Genomic DNA, 14,681 nt, shown 5'->3' on the forward strand with positions numbered 1-14,681 from the left:
GCCGTTGCCCCCTGCTGATATCTGAACACCGCGCCGCGACGGGCCCAACCGTCGCGGCGTTGTTCCATCTCAAGCGCCGGTATCTCGAGCCGGCGCCTTTTTTCTAGGAGCGCTTTCATGGCTGTCGGTCTTGGTCCTTTGCCAACGTTGCACCCGGTTCCAGGTTTTGAACTCGGTATTGCCTCTGCGGGCATCAAGCGCCCCGGGCGCAAGGACGTTGTGGTAATGCGCTGCGCCGAAGGCTCCAGCGTTGCCGGCGTGTTCACCCTCAATGCGTTCTGCGCTGCCCCGGTGATCCTGGCCAAGCAGCGCGTGCAGGGCAGTGTGCGTTACCTGCTGACCAACACCGGCAACGCCAACGCCGGTACCGGCGCCCCCGGCCTGGCCGCTGCCGAGCGCACCTGCGCCAGGCTGGCCGAGCTGGCGGGTGTCGACGCCGATGCGGTGCTGCCGTTCTCCACCGGTGTGATCGGTGAGCCACTGCCGGTCGAGAAGATCGAAGGCGCGCTGCAGGCCGCCCTGGACGACCTGTCGGAAAACAACTGGGCCGAGGCCGCCACCGGCATCATGACCACCGACACCCTGCCCAAGGGTGCCAGCCGCCAGTTCCAGCATGACGGCGTAACCATCACCGTGACCGGCATCAGCAAGGGCGCCGGGATGATCCGCCCGAACATGGCGACCATGCTCGGCTACATCGCCACCGACGCCAAGGTGGCGCCGGCCGTGCTCAAGGACCTGCTGCTGGACGGCGCCAACAAGTCGTTCAACCGCATCACCATCGACGGCGATACCTCGACCAACGATTGCTGCATGCTGATCGCCACCGGCAAGGCCGACGTGGCTGAAGTGACCGAAGCCCGCGGCCCGCTGTTCGACGCGCTGAAAAAGGCGGTGTTCGAGGTGTGCATGGAAGTGGCCCAGGCCATCGTGCGTGACGGTGAAGGCGCGACCAAGTTCGTGACCGTTCAGGTCAACGGTGGTGGCAATCATCAGGAATGCCTGGACGTCGGCTATGCCGTGGCGCATTCGCCGCTGATCAAGACCGCGCTGTTCGCCTCCGACCCGAACTGGGGCCGGATCCTGGCAGCTGTGGGCCGTGCTGGCGTGCCGAACCTGGACGTGAGCCTGATCGACGTGTACCTGGACGATGTGTGCATCGCCAGCAAAGGCGGCCGCAACGCCACCTACACCGAGGCCCAGGGCTCGGCCGTGATGGCCCAGGAAGAGATCACCATCCGCATCGACCTGGGGCGTGGCGACTGCAGCGAAACGATCTGGACCACCGACCTGTCCCATGAGTATGTGAAGATCAACGCCGAATACCGTACCTGACCGTATTGCGGGTCAAGCCCGCTCCCTCAAGGATTGCAGTAACCCTGTGGGAGCGGGCTTGACCCGCAATAGGCCCCCGCACATCCCGATGGAGCCCACCCATGAGCTACCAACTGATCATCGGCGACAAGCTGTATTCCTCCTGGTCGCTGCGCGCCGCCCTGGCCCTCGAACTTGCCAGGGTGCCCTACACCGAACTGCTGATCACCCTCAACCAGCCCGATACCCGCCAGCGCATCCTGGCGCACTCCGCCACCGGCAAGGTGCCCCTGCTCAAGTCCGAACACGGCACCATCGCCGATTCGCTGGCAATCGCCGAGTACCTGGCCGAGCGCCACCCTGAAGCCAACCTGTGGCCCAGCGACATCGCTGCCCGGGCCCAGGCGCGTTCGGCCTGTGCGCAGATGCACAGTGGCTTCTTCGCCCTGCGCAGCACCATGCCGATGAATCTGGACCACGATCAGGCCCTTGAGAGCATTCCACTCGAGGTGCAGATCGACATCGACCGCATCGTCGCGCTGTGGTCCGAGTGCCGCCTGGTGGCCAAGACCCCGGGCCCGTACCTGTTCGGCGAACTGAGCCTGGCCGACGCCTTCTTCGCCCCGGTGGCGGTGCGTCTGCGCAGCTACCGTGTCGAACTGCCAGCGGCAGCCGCCGCCTACGTCGAGGCCATCTACCAGTGGCCGGCCTTCCAGGCCTGGCAGCAGGCTGCGCTGGCGGAGCGTGCGTCGTGAAGCGGGTGCATGTTGCCGCTGCGGTGATCCGTGGCACCGACGGGCGCATCCTGATTGCGCGCCGTGCCGACAGCCAGCATCAGGGCGGCCTGTGGGAGTTTCCCGGCGGCAAGGTGGAGGCGGGGGAGGCGGTCGAGATCGCCCTGGCCCGCGAGCTGCACGAGGAACTGGGCATCGTCGTGACCCGTGCACGGCCTTTGATCAAGGTGCGTCACGACTACCCCGACAAGCAGGTGCTGCTGGACGTGTGGGAGGTCGACGGCTTTACCGGCGAGCCCCATGGCGCCGAAGGCCAGCCACTGGCCTGGGTGTCGCCACGCGAACTGCCGCAATACGACTTCCCTGAAGCCAACCAGCCCATCGTGGCGGCCGCGCGGTTGCCTGGCCACTACCTGATCACCCCGGGCGAACTGGAAGCCCCGCAGTTGCTGCGCGGCATCCAGAAGGCGATTGCCGGCGGGATCAAGCTGGTGCAGTTGCGTGCGCCCAACGGCTACGACCCCAAGTACCGCGATGTGGCGGTGGATGCGGTGGGGCTGTGTGCCGGCAAGGCGCAGTTGATGCTCAAGGGGCCGCTGGAGTGGCTGGGCGATTTCCCGGCGGCAGGGTGGCACCTTACGGCCGAGCAGTTGCGCAAATATGCGCCCAAGGGCCGACCGTTCCCCAGAGAGCGCTGGCTGGCCGCGTCTTGTCACAACGCCGAAGAACTGGCGCTGGCCGAGCAGATGGGGGTGGATTTCGTCACCCTGTCGCCGGTGCAGGCGACCCAGACGCATCCCGAGGCGGTACCGTTGGGCTGGGAGCAGGCCAGCGAGCTGATCGAAGGCTTCAACCGGCCGGTGTATGTGCTGGGTGGCGTGGGGCCGGCTGATTGCGAGCGGGCCTGGCAGTTCGGCGCCCAAGGCGTGGCCGGAATTCGGGCGTTCTGGCCTGAGGCCTGAGTGAAGCCTCGCCGGCAAGGCCGGCTCCTACAGACGGCGCTGACCTTTGTAGGAGCCGGCCTTGCCGGCGAAGCGGCGTCATGGCCTGGCCGCAGCCTGCCACAACACCTCCGCCACCCCCTGGCGCCGCGCAATCACCCGCGCCGCCACGAACAGCAAGTCCGACAGCCGATTGATGTACGCCAGCCCCACCCCCGCCAGCGGCTCTGCCGCATTCAACTGCTGACACCGCCGCTCCGCACTGCGGGCCAGGCTGCGGCATACATGGGCCTGGGCAATCAGCGCCGAACCGCCCGGCAGAATGAAGTTCTCCAGAGGCCCCAGCTCTTCGTTCCAGTGGTCGATCGCCGCTTCCAGGCGCTGCACCTCGGCCTCGTTCAAGGCCTGGTAACTGGGCATCGCCAGCTCACCACCCAGGTCGAACAGCCGATGCTGACACGGCGCCAGCACTTCGACCACCTCGTCCAGGTGTTGCTCGGCCAGGCCTGCCAGCAACACGCCCAGCTGGCTGTTGAGCGTGTCCACCTCGCCGATGGCCTCGATGCGCGGATGGTCCTTGGCGACGCGACGGCCGTCGCCCAGGCCGGTTTCGCCCTTGTCGCCGGTGCGGGTGTAAATCTTCGACAAGCGAAAACCCATGCTCATGACTCCATCGTTGGCGGGCCGGGGGGTGGCATCGGCAGGTTGCTCAGCGGCAGGCGCAAGGTGAAGCACGTGCCCTGACCCGGCGCCGACTGCACCTCCATCTGGCCCTTGTGGTTGTTGGTGATGATGAAATACGACACCGACAGGCCCAGGCCAGTGCCCTGGCCGATTTCCTTGGTGGTGAAGAACGGCTCGAAGGTGCGCTTGCGCACCGCCTCGGGCATGCCCACGCCATTGTCTTCGACCTGGATCTCGGCCCACGGCGGGTTGAGCCGGGTACGCAGGATGATACGCCCCGGTTCGCTGTCGTCTTCGCGCTGGTGAATCGCCTGGGCGGCGTTCTTGAGCAGGTTGAGCAGCACCTGTTCCAGCTCGTTGGCGGTGCCGGGCACCGGGCCCAGGGCCGGGTCGAACTGGCGCACGATGGCCTGGCCCTTGAAGTCGAAGCCTTCGGTCAGGTCGAAGTCGTTGCCGGCGATCTCCACCGCCTGGTCGATCAGTGCCGGCAGGTCGCACGGTGCCATCTGGCGGTTGCTGCGGCGGCTGAAGCTGAGCATGTGGGTGACGATCTTGGCCGCCCGTGCGCCGGCCTGCTGGATGCCATCGAGCAACTGGGGTACCTGGCGGTTTTCCAGGTACTGGTTGACCGTACCCAGGTCGATGCCGGTTTCGCTGGCCTGCTCCAGGTTCTTCGGCAGGTCGGGGGACAGGCGTCGACGGATGTTCTGCACGTTGTGCAGGATCGCCCCCAGCGGGTTGTTGATCTCGTGGGCCATGCCAGCAGCCAGGCCACCGACCGAGAGCATCTTCTCCGACTGCACCATCATCTCTTCGAGCGACAGGCGCTGGGTGATGTCGTCGATGCGAATCACAACGCCGCGCCCGCCACCGCCCATCAGCGGGTAGAAGGTCAGGGCATAGTGGCGCGCATCGTCGCCCCTGGTCCAGGTGACCCGCTCGATCTTGGCCACGCGGTGCTTCTCGACGCTTTCCTTGAGCTGCGGCAGGAACGGCTTGAGCGGCTCGAACGCGAGGAAGATCGGCTGGTTCAGCGCCTCGTCCAGCGGCGTGCCGGAAAGCGCGCTGGCCTCCTGGTTCCACTGGGTCACGTAGAGCTGTTCGTCCAGGGCGATCAGTGCCGAGGGCATGGAGTCGATGATGCTGTTGAGGTAGTTCTGAAAGCCGGTGAGCTTGCGCTCGATCTTGCTGCGCACCTGCACTTCGAGTTCCAGCTTGCGGTTGGTGTGACGGGTTTCCTCGGCCAGGCCCTGGGCCTGGTCATAGGCGGTCTGGAATTCGTCGCGGGCGCGCTTGAGTTGCTGTTCGCGGGCTTCGATGCGCGACAGCATGGTGTTGAACGCCTCGGCCAGGCTGCCGATTTCGTCGCGGTTGCCGGGGCGCGCGCGCAGGGCATAGTTCTCTTCGCGGGTCACCTGGCGCGAGAGCTGTTCGAGCTGGTAGATCGGCTGGGTGATCAGGCGCTTGATCTGCCGCGCAATCAGCATCCATAGCAGGATGCTGAACACCAGGATGCCCAGGCTGGCGGTCAGTGTGCCGGTATAGAAGGCCATCGGCAGCTCGCTGCTGGCCACCAGCAGCAGATGCCCGGGCGGGCTGCCGGGGCGCGGCAGGGTTACCAGCTGGGTGCTGCGAAACTCGGTCAGGCGCCAGCTTTCGATGTTGCGGTAGCGCTTGGGTACTGCCAGGGGTTCGCCGTGCTGCAACTGCGCCAGCAGCTTGCCGTCGCTGCCATACAGCGCGGCGGCGCGCAGCGGGGTGTAGCTGTCCAGTTCCTTGAGCAGGTCGTTGGCCGCCTCTGGCGAGTCTGCGGCGCGCTGTGCCAGCTCCGGGTGCGATACCAGGCGGCCGATGGTCTGCAGGGCCTGAGGCGCCATGGCCTCCTGGGAGATCCAGTAGGCGGCGCTGATGAAGGTCAGGTTGGCCACCAGCAGAATGGTGATCAGCAGCACCAGCAGGGCGGCCAGCAGCTTCTGGCCGACCGGCAGGTTTTCCAGGCGTTCGCGCAAGGGCATGGTGACGGCGTGATCCTGTGGGTGGAGGGGCAGGGTAGCGTTGCCCTCAGTCGCTGGGCAACCCGCGTGCGTTCAGGTGTTCGACCAGGCGCCGGTGCAGCCGTTCAAGGTGCGCCAGATGGCGGCCGTGGCGGGCGGCAACGCGGCAGGCGTGGCCGAGCAGGTAGTGGATCTCGGTGCGTCGGCCCTGGCGCACGTCCTGGTACATGGAAGAGTAGTTCGCCGCCGTGGCCTGGATGACCCGTTCGACCTCGACCTGCAGATCGGTGGCGGCTTCGGGCTGGCCGCAGTGCTGCAGCAGCTCGGCCAGCTCCGCGCACAGCGTGGCCACCTCGCAGTGATGCTCGGCCAGGCCGCCGTTGCGGCACGCATGCAGCACGGTCAGTGGGTTGATGGCGCAGTTGAGCGCCAGCTTGCGCCATAGCCGGGTGAGGATGTCCGGGGTCCACTGGTGCGGGATGCCGGCGTCGGTCAGGTCGTCGAGCCAATCGGGCGGCAGCGGGTTGGCCGGGTCGCCCAGCCAGTTGAAGCCATGCCCGGCAAAGTTCACCTGCCAGTCGGCTTCGCGAAACGCGCCCTCGGTGCTGGAGGCGAAGATGCAGCGTGCGTGGGGGACCTGGCTGGCGACTTCGTCCTGGCTGCCCAGGCCGTTCTGCAGCAACACCAGCTCGGCATTGCGCGCCAGTCGCGGCGCCAGCTGCGCCACTGCTGCGGGCGCGTCGTAGGCCTTGCAGGCCACCAGCAGCCGGTGGATAGGCGTGCCTGCATCGGCGGTTTCGGCGGGGATCGCGTGGCGCTGCGCCTGGCCGTTGTGTACCAGGCTCAGGCCGCCCGCCGCCTCGTAGGCGTGCAGGCGCGCAGGGTCGCGCAGGATCAGGCGGACCGCCTTGCCGGCCTGTGCCAGGCGGCAGGCCCAGAGGCTGCCCAGGCTGCCGGCGCCGAGAATATGCCAGGTGCTGCTCATCTGCGTTTCGCAACCGTTATAATGAACCCGCATTTTAACCGTCAAACCCGGCACGCTCCATCATGCTCTGCGACCAGGGGCCCATGAGCGTGCGTTTATTTTTTTGGAGAATGGATATGCCGTCGTTCGACGTGGTATCGGAACTGGACAAGCACGAAGTCACCAACGCCGTGGAAAACGCGGTCAAGGAGCTCGACCGCCGCTACGACCTCAAGGGCAAGGGCAGCTTCGAGTTCAAGGAAAAGGAACTGACCGTCAACCTCACCGCCGAGGCCGAGTTCCAGCTCGAGGCGATGATCGACATCCTCAAGCTGGCGCTGGTCAAGCGCAAGATCGACGTGCAGTGCCTGGAGGTCAAGGATGCCTTCGCATCGGGCAAGGTGATGAAGCAGGAAGCGACGCTGAAGGAAGGCATCGACAAGGAACTGGCCAAGAAGATCGTCGCCCACATCAAGGACGCCAAGCTCAAGGTCCAGGCCGCCATCCAGGGCGAGCAGGTACGTGTCACCGGCAAGAAACGCGACGACCTGCAGGAGGCCATCGCGGCCCTGCGTGCCAAGGAGTTCGGCATGCCGCTGCAGTTCAACAACTTCCGCGACTGATCCCCGTGTACCCGGAACCTTGGCGCCGTTTCGGCGTCCGAGGTTTCTGCGGCCGCTGAAACGATTGCGGCGCCACGCTTTCCCCGTTTTTTGCCGCCCGGCATCAGGAGACAACCTATGGATTTGAACGCTGAAGTGGATCAGCTGGTCAGGACTTCGCAGACCTGGATCCCGATGATCATGGAATATGGCAGTCGCCTGTTGCTGGCGCTGCTGACCCTGGCCATCGGCTGGTGGGTGATCAACAAGGTCACCTACCGCCTGGGCAAGCTGCTGGCCCTGCGCAACGCCGACCTGGCGCTGCAAGGCTTCATCAGCAGCCTGGCGAACATCATTCTGAAGATCCTGCTGGTGGTCAGCGTGGCCTCGATGATCGGCATCGAGACCACCTCGTTCGTGGCCGCCATCGGTGCCGCCGGCCTGGCCATCGGCCTGGCCTTGCAGGGCAGCCTGGCGAACTTCGCCGGTGGGGTGCTGATCCTGCTGTTCCGTCCGTTCCGCCTGGGCGACTGGATCGAGGCCCAGGGGGTCAGCGGTACCGTGGACAGCATCCAGATCTTCCACACGGTGCTGCGTACCGGTGACAACAAGACGGTGATCCTGCCCAACGGCAGCCTGTCCAACGGCATCATCACCAACACCAACCGCCAGCCGACCCGCAAGGTGGTGTTCGATGTGGGCGTGGACTACGAGGCCGACCTGCAGGTAGCGCGCAAGGTGCTGCTGGACCTGGCCAATGACCCGCGGGTGCTGCAGGAACCCGGCGCGCCCCAGGCGGTGATTTCGGCACTGGGCGACAGCTCGATCACCGTGTCGCTGCGAGCCTGGGTGAAGACGGCTGACTACTGGGACGTGATGTTCATGCTCAACGAGCATGCGCGCGACCGGTTGAAGGCCGAGGGCATCGACATCCCGTTTCCGCAGCGGGTAATCCGTGTGGTGCAGGAAGCGGCCGTGCAGTAACAACGCCTCGAGCTCATCGCGGGTCAAGCCCGCTCCCACAGGTACATCATGTGTCTGGAGACAGTGATTACCGCGTGGGAGCGCGGCTTGCCCCGCGATGCGGGTGTACCGATTACACTTGTTCACTTCTTGTTACTGTCCGACCTTTGCCTTTTCTGGCATACAGGCTGGCTGATTTTCCCTGCCAGGCCTTGCCATGCTTACCCCGCTGATAAACATCACCCCGTTCCGGGCATTCTGTTTCGCCATGACCCTGGCGCTGTTCGAGCTGCTGACCTACCTGGCCAGCGACGTGGTGATGCCTGCCATGCCCACGGTGGTGGGCGACCTGAATGCCAGCCCCGAATTCATCCCCCATGCGCTGAACCTCTACCTGCTTGGCGGTGTGCTGCTGCAGTGGCTGATCGGCCCGCTGGCCGACCGTTACGGGCGGCGTCCGCTGCTGCTGTGGGGGTGCGCCGTCTTCTGCCTGGCCTGCCTGGCCACCTACTGGGTCGAGGGCATCGAGCTGTTCAACCTGCTGCGCCTGTTACAGGGCATTGGCCTGGGCTTTGTGGTCACGGTCAGCTACCCGGCCCTGAACGAAGCCTTCAGCGAGGCGGATGCGGTGCGCATGATGGCCCTGCTGGCCAACATCGCGCTGCTTTCGCCGCTGCTCGGCCCACTGGTAGGCACCGTGCTGCTGGAATGGGTCTCGTGGCGCTGGCTGTTCGTACTGTTCGCAGGGTTCGCCGTGCTGACCTGGTGCGCGCTGTACCGCTTCATGCCTGAAACCCTGGGGGTGGAGCGGCGCGACGGTACGCGCCTGGCCTTCCAGCCCATCCACCTGCTGCCCTTGCTGGCCGGTTACGGGCAACTGCTGGGCAACCGCCGCTTCGTTGCCGGCAGCGCTGCCCTGGGCCTGGTGGGCCTGCCGCTGATCGGCTGGATCGGTCTGTCGCCGGTGCTGCTGATTCATGACGAGGGCTTGAGCACCCTGGACTATGCACTGTGGCAATTGCCGGTGTTCGGCGGCCTGATTGCGGGCAACCTGATCATCAACCGCATTGCCGAGCGCTACAGCCTGCGCGCGCTGATCCGCAAGGCCCTGTGGCCGTATCTGATCGGCCTGGGCGCGGCCATGCTGGGCACCTGGCTGTACCCTTCGGTGTTCAGCCTGGTGGCGGGCATGTCGCTGTACGCACTGGGCCTGGGCATCGCCAACGCGGTGCTGTACCGCATGACGCTGTTCTCCAGCGAGCAGAGCAAGGGCCTGGTGTCGGCGATGCTGGGCATGATCACCATCGCCTTGCTGGGCCTGGGCGGCGCCTTGCTGGCGATGCTGGGGGCAGGGGCGAGCCTGTTGAGCTTCGCCCTGGCGGCAGGTTGCGCCGGGTTGCTGGCGCTGTGGCCGTTGCGCACGGTGCTGCAGGACGACGCCGAACTGGCGTCGCTGGCCTAGGCTCCGGGGCGCTCGGTGGTCTCGGGCTCCACGGGGGACAGCTTGCCGCGCCGCAGTTCCTGGTGCCAGTGCAAGGCGATCAGGATCAGCGTTGGCACCCCGAGCATCGCGGTGATCAGGAAGAAGTCGTGATAGCCGTACTTCTCGACCATCACGCCTGAGTAGCCACCGATCAGGCGCGGCAACAGCAGCATGATCGAGCTGAGCAGGGCGTACTGGGTGGCCGAGAACTTCAGGTTGGTCAGGCTCGACAGGTAGGCCACGAAGGCCGAGGTCGCCAGACCCGAGCTGAAGTTGTCGAGCGAGATGGTCACCACCAGCATCTGCAGGTTCGGCCCCATGTCGGCGAGCATCAGGAACAGCAGGTTGGTCGCGGCGGAGGTCACACCGCCGATGAACAGGATCGGCAGGATGCCGAAGCGCACGATCAGCAGGCCGCCCATGCCGGCCCCGAACAGGGTCATGAACAGGCCGAAGATCTTGCTGACGCTGGCGATCTGGTCCTTGGTGAAGCCCTGGTCGATATAGAACACGTTGGCCATCACGCCCATCACCGTGTCCGACATGCGGTAGGTGGCGATCAGCCCCAGCAGCAGCAGCGCCTGCCAGCGGTAGCGCACGATGAAGTCGTTGACCGGAGTCAGCACCGGGGCCAGCCCGCGTCGCCCCATGGATGACAGGCACAGTGTGGTGAGGGTGATGTAGAGGATCGCGCGCAGGAAGGCGCGGTCTTCAAGCAGCAGGTCGAGCAGGCTGGCGCCTTCGAACAGCACGCTGGCGAAATCGGTGTTGTACAGCTGGGTGAACATCGCCGGTACCGACACCAGCAGAATGATCAGCACGAAGACCGAGGCCAGCTGGTGGCCGAAGCCGTAGCGCGCCGCCGACAGCTGGGTACGCAGTGGGACGGGCGGCTCGCGCATCAGCAGGCTGGTGATCAGGGCGGGCACCATCAGCACGCCGAACAGCACATAGGTGCCGGTCCAGGCGCTGTGCTTGTAGCTGAAGCCGGTGGAGCCGAACCCTTCGGCAAAGAACAGCGCGCCCGCGGTGGCCAGCAGGGCGGCGACCCGGTAGCCGGCCATGTAGCTGGCGGCCAGGGCGGCCTGGCGCTGGTCGCCGGCGATCTCGAGGCGGTAGGCATCCACGGCGATGTCCTGGGTGGCCGAGGCAAAGGCCACCAGCACCGCCAGCGCGATCAGCCACGACAGGTGCTTCTGCGGGTCGCAAAAGCCCATGCCGACCAGGCCGATGACCACCAGGATCTGTGACAGCACCAGCCAGGAACGGCGTCGGCCAAGCTTGCCCAGCAATGGCAGGCGCCATTGGTCCAGCAGTGGCGACCATACCCACTTGAAGGCGTAGGCCAGGCCGATCAGGCTGGCATAACCGATGGTTTCACGGGCAACCCCGGCTTCGCGCAGCCATACCGACAGGGTCGAGAACACCAACATATAGGGCAGGCCGGCGGCAAAGCCGAGCAGCAACAGCACCAGGGTCGACGGGCTGGCATAGGCAGCGAGCGCAGCGCGCCAGGTTTTACGGGGCATGGGCCAACATCTGCCTCAAGTTTGCGAAAACAAAGCGCGCACTCTAACCGCTGTGCTCCATCGGGCGCCAGCCATGGCGCAACATATCCACACGATTGTTCCGGACGGTCACCCCTTCGGCACGCAGGCGGGCCCGCTGCTCATCCCCGGAGGGCGTGCCAAGGGCCAGGCTCAGGCGTCCGCCGGCGCCCAGCACGCGGTGCCAGGGCAGGCGAGTGTCGCTCGGCAACTGGCTGAGGGTGCGCCCCACCCAGCGCGCCGCGCGGCCCAGGCCGGCGATGGCCGCCAGTTCACCATAGCTGACCACCTTGCCTGGCGGCAGTTGGCCCAGCACCAGGTAGAGCGCCGTCCGTCGGTCTTCTGCGCGCTGCTGCGCGTCGGTCAAGGCCGCGCTCATCGGGGCGTTGCGGGGCAGTGAAGGGGGCAGGGCGCACAAATACGAATTGAACTCATCGGCATTGGCTGGGTCAGTCCTTGTTCTGCTGGCGGGTATCTGGATAATGCCCGATTTTTCTGCGAACCCGAGTTTCTGTACTGCCTATGTATTCTAGAGCCTTGTTGTGCCTTGTGATGACCGGTGTCTGCGCCCCTGCGGTGGCCGATACCGTATGGATGAAGAACGGCGACCGGCTCAGCGGCAAGATCAAGGTCTTCGACGGTGGCAAGCTGGTGCTGCAGACCGAGTACGGTGGTTCCATCGCGCTGGACTGGAAGAAGGTCAAGACCCTGGAGAGCGACCAGGAACTGCTGGTCAAGCAGGACGCCTACACCGGCGAGAAGGCCAAGTCGCTGCAGGCCGGTGAAGACGGCCAGGTGATCCTGGCCAATGGCGAGGCGCCCAAGGCGGTTGAACTGGCCAGCATCCAGCAGATCATGAAGCCCAAGCCGCTGGTCGAAGACATGCTGTGGAAGGGCAACATCGACCTGGCACTGGACTACAAGCGCGCCGAAACCGACAGTGACGACTACGACGTCGACTTCAAGACCACTGCCCGTCACGGTCGCTGGCGGCATAACGCCGAGGGCGAGTACAACCGCGAGACCAAGAACGACACGACCACCACCAACAACTGGAGCGCCGAATACGCGCTGGACCGCTTCATTACCGAGCAGTGGTTCTGGCAGGGGCGTCTGAACTACAAGCGCGACCACATCGAAGACCTGACCCGCCAGCGCACGGTCGGTACCGGCCCGGGCTACCAGTTCTGGGACGACGAGCTGGGCGCGTTCTCGCTGGGTTCGCTGCTCAACCGCACCGACTACGAGTACAGCGACGGCGGCAAGGACAACTTCTATTCGCTGGGCGTGAAGTGGGACTACAACCGCTACCTGATCGGCAAGTCGGTCGAGCTGTTCACCAACGGCGAGGTTGGCAAGCCGCTGGGCGGCGTGGCGGACTACAGTCTGGATGCCGAGGTAGGCCTGCGCTACAAGGTCACCGAATGGGCATCGCTGAACCTGAAGGCCGAGAAGGACATCATCAGCGGCACCAGCGACAGCGACCTGGACAAGACGCGCTACACCGTCGGCTTCGGCGTGGCCTGGTAAACCGCTTTCGCATTCAGGGGCCGGCGCCTGCAGGCCCCTTGGCAATCGCCACTGATAATGATTAGCTTGTCGCGATCACACCTTTCCCAGGAGCACCCCCGTGAGCGCGAAGGCTGCAAGGCAGGCAAGAGAGCTGCTGCTCAAGGAGTACCGTGGCGTACTCTCGACCCATTCCAAATCGATGCCCGGCTTCCCCTTCGGTTCCGTGGTGCCGTATTGCCTGGACGCCGACGGTAACCCGCTGATCCTGATCAGTCGCATTGCCCAGCACACCCACAACCTGCAAAAAGACCCCAAGTGTTCGCTGCTGGTAGGCGAGCGCGATGCCGAGGACGTGCAGGCGGTGGGTCGTCTTACCGTGATGGCCGAGGCCCACAAGCTGGCCGACCCCGAGGCCATCGAGGCCGCCGCCGGGCGCTATTACCGCTACTTCCCCGAATCGAGCCAGTACCACAGCGCCCACGACTTCGACTTCTGGGTGCTCAGGCCGGTGCGCCATCGCTATATCGGCGGCTTCGGCGCGATTCACTGGCTGGACGACGTGACCCTGGCCAACCCGTTCGCCGGCAAGGCCGAGGTGAGCATGGTCGAGCACATGAACGACGACCATGCCAACGCCATCGCGCACTACGTCGAGCTCAGCGGCCTGCCTGCCAGCGCACCGGCCTCGCTGGTAGGGATCGATACCGAGGGCATGCACCTGCGCATCGGCCAGGGCCTGCACTGGCTGGCGTTTCCAAGGTCTTGCAATACACCGATACAAGTACGCGAAGCCCTGGTTTTGCTGGCCCGCGCCGAACAGTGGCCTGCTCGCGAGGCGGTCGAGGGTTGAAATTGCAACGGCCAGCAACCATTTAAGGTCGTACCTGCAAGGACATCTTGCGTAGAGGAACCCTTGATGCGTGCTTTTCTACTGCTGTTTCTGCTTTTCCCGGTGCTCGAGCTGTATGTGTTTTTCAAGGTCAGCACCGCGATCGGATTTTTCCCGGCGCTGCTGCTGATCATCGCGGGCTCGGCCCTTGGTGTGCTGGTGGTGCGGGTCGCGGGCCTTGCCACCGCGCTGCGTGCGCGGGCGAGCCTGCAGCGCGGCGAATTGCCGGCCGAAGACATGTTCCACGGCCTGATGCTGGCCCTGGGTGGCGGTCTGCTGTTGCTCCCCGGCTTCATCAGCGACGTGATCGGCCTGATCGTGCTGTTGCCGTTCAGCCGCCGGTTGCTGGCCAACAAGCTGCGCCAGCGCGCCGAAGCCCAGGCCATGCGTCAGCGCGCCTTCGGCGACGACCCGTTCAATGCGCCGCCCGGTGCACCGCGTCATCCCAATGTGATCGAAGGCGAATACGAAAAGCGTGACCCGTGACGCGAGCGCTCGCCCGCGTAGCATGAAACGGCCCTTCGGGGCCGTTTTTCATTTGGCGCGCCGGGCTGCAAAAATTTTCATCGGCAAGCCTTGTAATCGCCTTGGCCGACCTCATGTATGGGTCACCGCAAGGTTTCTGGGCATTTGCCCCAGACAATACATGCGTGGCCCGCCCCGCGGTCCACGATCGGCTACGCCGAAAGCATCAACACGCCGGTAACGATACCGGCCGATGAAAACCACTATCAGGAGAGATCGACAATGAAGCTTCGTCCTCTGCATGACCGCGTCGTCATCCGTCGCAGCGAAGAAGAATCGAAAACCGCTGGCGGTATCGTTCTGCCAGGCTCGGCCGCTGAAAAACCCAACCGTGGCGAAATCGTCGCCGTGGGTACCGGCCGCATCCTGGACAACGGCGAAGTGCGCGCGCTGGCCGTGAAAGTGGGTGACAAGGTGGTTTTCGGCCCGTACTCGGGCAGCAACACTGTGAAAGTTGACGGCGAAGACCTGCTGGTAATGGCTGAGAACGAGATTCTCGCCGTTATCGAAGGCTGATCCGCTGGTTTCC

Annotated in this window: 15 protein-coding genes; 10 read left to right on the forward strand and 5 right to left on the reverse strand. The window is 65.1% G+C overall.

Going from position 1 to position 14,681, the window contains the following annotated elements:
* The first annotated feature begins 117 nt into the window (after positions 1–117).
* The 3 genes from argJ (at position 118) to NJH59_RS07495 (ending at position 3,010) form a co-directional block, all read left to right on the forward strand.
* Positions 118–1,335, forward strand: a complete 1,218-nt coding sequence (gene argJ / locus NJH59_RS07485) for a bifunctional glutamate N-acetyltransferase/amino-acid acetyltransferase ArgJ (RefSeq protein WP_078479527.1) — start codon at positions 118–120, stop codon at positions 1,333–1,335.
* A 101-nt stretch (positions 1,336–1,436) separates the two neighbouring features.
* A complete protein-coding gene (locus NJH59_RS07490; RefSeq protein WP_088515537.1) occupies positions 1,437–2,069 on the forward strand; it encodes a glutathione S-transferase in 633 nt (210 codons plus the stop codon).
* Positions 2,066–3,010 carry a Nudix family hydrolase gene (locus tag NJH59_RS07495; protein ID WP_043862078.1) on the forward strand — a complete coding sequence of 315 codons (945 nt, stop codon included), beginning with the start codon at positions 2,066–2,068 and terminating at the stop codon, positions 3,008–3,010. Before NJH59_RS07490 ends, NJH59_RS07495 begins: the two co-directional genes overlap by 4 nt.
* A gap of 78 nt (positions 3,011–3,088) precedes the next feature.
* On the opposite strand, the gene NJH59_RS07500 is transcribed toward NJH59_RS07495, so the two are convergent.
* The 3 genes from NJH59_RS07500 to NJH59_RS07510 are packed head-to-tail and all read right to left on the reverse strand — an operon-like array spanning position 3,089 to position 6,652.
* Positions 3,089–3,649 (reverse strand): cob(I)yrinic acid a,c-diamide adenosyltransferase, encoded by a 561-nt coding sequence (locus NJH59_RS07500; protein WP_043862079.1) that lies wholly within the window; start codon positions 3,647–3,649, stop codon positions 3,089–3,091.
* Positions 3,650–3,651: 2 nt separating this feature from the next.
* Positions 3,652–5,688, reverse strand: coding sequence for an ATP-binding protein (locus NJH59_RS07505; protein WP_043862080.1), 2,037 nt, complete (start codon positions 5,686–5,688; stop codon positions 3,652–3,654).
* A gap of 46 nt (positions 5,689–5,734) precedes the next feature.
* The gene (locus NJH59_RS07510) at positions 5,735–6,652 is read right to left on the reverse strand and encodes a putative 2-dehydropantoate 2-reductase (RefSeq protein ID WP_043862081.1); all 918 of its coding nucleotides are present in this window, start codon (positions 6,650–6,652) and stop codon (positions 5,735–5,737) included.
* Positions 6,653–6,768: 116 nt separating this feature from the next.
* Between NJH59_RS07510 and NJH59_RS07515 the strand changes: the two genes are divergently transcribed.
* From NJH59_RS07515 to NJH59_RS07525, 3 genes are all read left to right on the forward strand, one after another.
* On the forward strand, positions 6,769–7,254 hold the full coding sequence (locus NJH59_RS07515) for a YajQ family cyclic di-GMP-binding protein (RefSeq protein ID WP_043862082.1): 486 nt from the start codon (positions 6,769–6,771) through the stop codon (positions 7,252–7,254).
* Between the two features lie 117 nt (positions 7,255–7,371).
* On the forward strand, positions 7,372–8,217 hold the full coding sequence (locus NJH59_RS07520) for a mechanosensitive ion channel family protein (protein ID WP_043862083.1): 846 nt from the start codon (positions 7,372–7,374) through the stop codon (positions 8,215–8,217).
* A gap of 196 nt (positions 8,218–8,413) precedes the next feature.
* Positions 8,414–9,658 (forward strand): MFS transporter, encoded by a 1,245-nt coding sequence (locus NJH59_RS07525; RefSeq protein ID WP_116052220.1) that lies wholly within the window; start codon positions 8,414–8,416, stop codon positions 9,656–9,658.
* On the opposite strand, the gene NJH59_RS07530 is transcribed toward NJH59_RS07525, so the two are convergent.
* Together NJH59_RS07530 and NJH59_RS07535 are read right to left on the reverse strand one after the other, a co-directional pair.
* Complete coding sequence (locus tag NJH59_RS07530; RefSeq protein WP_253086592.1) at positions 9,655–11,208, reverse strand: AmpG family muropeptide MFS transporter; 1,554 nt, start codon at positions 11,206–11,208, stop codon at positions 9,655–9,657. The genes NJH59_RS07525 and NJH59_RS07530 overlap by 4 nt on opposite strands.
* A gap of 43 nt (positions 11,209–11,251) precedes the next feature.
* On the reverse strand, positions 11,252–11,605 hold the full coding sequence (locus NJH59_RS07535; RefSeq protein ID WP_043862086.1) for an MGMT family protein: 354 nt from the start codon (positions 11,603–11,605) through the stop codon (positions 11,252–11,254).
* Positions 11,606–11,748: 143 nt separating this feature from the next.
* On the opposite strand from NJH59_RS07535, the gene NJH59_RS07540 reads away from it, so the two are divergent.
* The 4 genes from NJH59_RS07540 (at position 11,749) to NJH59_RS07555 (ending at position 14,668) form a co-directional block, all read left to right on the forward strand.
* On the forward strand, positions 11,749–12,756 hold the full coding sequence (locus NJH59_RS07540) for a DUF481 domain-containing protein (protein WP_043862087.1): 1,008 nt from the start codon (positions 11,749–11,751) through the stop codon (positions 12,754–12,756).
* Between the two features lie 100 nt (positions 12,757–12,856).
* Positions 12,857–13,588: a HugZ family protein gene (locus NJH59_RS07545; RefSeq protein WP_054914828.1), complete on the forward strand. Its 732-nt coding sequence runs from the start codon at positions 12,857–12,859 to the stop codon at positions 13,586–13,588.
* A gap of 66 nt (positions 13,589–13,654) precedes the next feature.
* Positions 13,655–14,113, forward strand: a complete 459-nt coding sequence (locus NJH59_RS07550) for an FxsA family protein (protein WP_058540885.1) — start codon at positions 13,655–13,657, stop codon at positions 14,111–14,113.
* 261 nt (positions 14,114–14,374) lie between these two features.
* A complete protein-coding gene (locus tag NJH59_RS07555; protein WP_009050540.1) occupies positions 14,375–14,668 on the forward strand; it encodes a co-chaperone GroES in 294 nt (97 codons plus the stop codon).
* Positions 14,669–14,681 lie beyond the last annotated feature (13 nt).

Origin of the sequence: Pseudomonas sp. VE 267-6A (genome assembly GCF_024126555.1) — a bacterium.
GTDB classification, from domain to species: domain Bacteria; phylum Pseudomonadota; class Gammaproteobacteria; order Pseudomonadales; family Pseudomonadaceae; genus Aquipseudomonas; species Aquipseudomonas palmensis.